A 2,108-nucleotide genomic window follows, 5' to 3' on the forward strand; every position below is an offset into this window, starting at 1 on the left:
GCCACGGAGGAGGCGATGGCGTTCGCCGCCCACCTGCGGCGCACCCGCCCGCGCGTCCCGTGGCTGGCCGACGTACTGGAGCCGAACCGCCGCTGCACGCGGAGCTGGTGGAGCTGGACCGGGACGAGCACGTGCTGCTGCTGGTGCTCCACCACATCGCCGGCGACGGCTGGTCGCTCGGCCCGCTGGCCGCCGACCTCACCCGGGCGTACGCGGCCCGCTGCCGCGGTGAGGAGCCGCAGTGGGCGCCGCTGCCCGTCCAGTACGCCGACTACACCCTCTGGCAGCACGAGCTGTTCGGCGAGGCCGCCGACGGCGACAGCCTCTTCGCCCGCCAGGCGGCCTACTGGACGCGGCAGCTGGCCGGCCTGCCGGACCAGCTCCGCCTGCCCGCCGACCGGCCCCGTCCGGCGGTCGCCTCGCACCGGGGCGGCTTCGTCCGGGCCGGGCTGGACGCCGAACTGCACCGCGGGCTGCGCGAGCTGGCCCGCACCCACGGCACCAGCCTGTACATGGTGCTCCAGGCCGGGCTCGCGGCGCTGCTGAGCCGGCTCGGCGCGGGCGACGACGTCCCGGTCGGCACCCTGACGGCCGGACGCACCGACGCGGCCCTGGACGACCTGGTCGGCTTCTTCGTCAACACCCTCGTGCTCCGCACGGACACCTCGGGCGACCCGACCTTCGCCGGGCTGCTCGCCCGGGTCCGGGACACCGCGCTGGCCGGGTACGCGCACCAGGAGCTGCCGTTCGAGTACCTGGTCGAGGCGCTCAACCCGGTGCGCTCGCTCTCCCACCACCCGCTGTTCCAGGTCATGCTGGTGCTGCAGAACAACGCCCGGGCAGAGTTCGCCCCGCCCGGACTGCAGGTCGGCGAGCTGGAAACGGGCACCACCACGGCCAAGTTCGACCTGGTGTTCTCGCTCGCCGAGCGGCACGCCGAGGACGGTTCCCCCGCCGGGATCGACGCGTTCGTCCAGTACGCGAGCGACCTTTACGACCGGGCCACCGTGGAGACGATGGTCGCGCGCCTGGTCCGGCTGCTGACCGCGGCCGTCGCCGACCCGCAGCGGCCGCTCGGCCGCCTCGACCTGCTGTCCGCCGGGGAGCGGCGCGAGCTGCTGCCCGCCGGCGAGGACGCGGCGGCCACCGCGAGTGTGCTGGAGGCCTTCGCGGCGCAGGTGGCGGCGGCCCCGGAGGCCGTCGCGCTGGCCGCCGGGGACGTCGAGCTGACGTACCGGCAGCTGGACGCGTGGGCCAACCGGTTCGCGCACTCGCTGATCGCCCGCGGCGTGGCGCCGGAGCAGGTCGTGGCGATCGCGCTGCCGCGGTCCGTGGAGTTCGTGGTGGCCGTCCTGGGCGTGCTGAAGACGGGAGCCGCCTACCTGCCGGTGGATCCGGTGTACCCGGAGTCCCGGATCGCGTTCATGCTGGAGGACGCGCGGCCGAGCGTGGTGGTCGACGACCCGGCGACGGTGGCCGGGGTGTCCGAGTGGCCGGAGACCGCTCCGGCCGTCGCCGTGGACGCCCGGCACGCGGCGTACGTGATCTACACCTCCGGCTCGACCGGCCGGCCCAAGGGCGTGGTGGTCGGTCACGCGGGCGTGCCGGCCATGGTCGCGGCCCAGGTCGAGCGGCTCGGCATCGACGCCGGCAGCCGGGTGCTCCAGTTCTCCTCACCCAGCTTCGACGTCTCGCTGTGGGACATCCTCGGCGCCCTGCTCACCGGCGCGACCCTGGTGCCGGCACCGGCGGCCGAGCCGGTCGCCGCGCTGACCGACCGGGGCCTCCGGCTCACCCACGCGACCGTGCCGCCGTCCGTGCTGGCGGCACTCTCGCCCGACGACGTCGACGTGCCCACCCTGGTGGTGGCGGGCGAGGCCTGCCCTCCCGAGCTGGTGACGCGCTGGGCGGCGGACCGGCGGATGATCAACGCGTATGGCCCGACCGAGACGACCGTCGTCGCGACGATCAGCGAGCAGCTGTCGCCGGGATCGGGCGTGCCGCCGATCGGCCACGCCGTCGCGGGCCTCCGGGCGTACGTGCTGGACCAGCGCCTGGGCCTGGTGCCGCCGGGGGTGACCGGGGAGCTGTACCTCGCCGGCCCGGGC

General features: G+C 75.6%; 1 protein-coding gene. It reads left to right on the plus strand.

Translation table 11 applies throughout. From position 1 onward, the window contains the following. Positions 1-59: 59 nt before the first annotated feature. Positions 60-2,108, plus strand: a 2,049-nt coding sequence (locus tag ABZ885_RS39945) for an AMP-binding protein (protein ID WP_360199932.1), incomplete at its 3' end; no start/stop codon positions are given.

Source organism: Kitasatospora sp. NPDC047058 (genome assembly GCF_040643935.1).
Taxonomy (GTDB): Bacteria; Actinomycetota; Actinomycetes; order Streptomycetales; family Streptomycetaceae; genus Kitasatospora.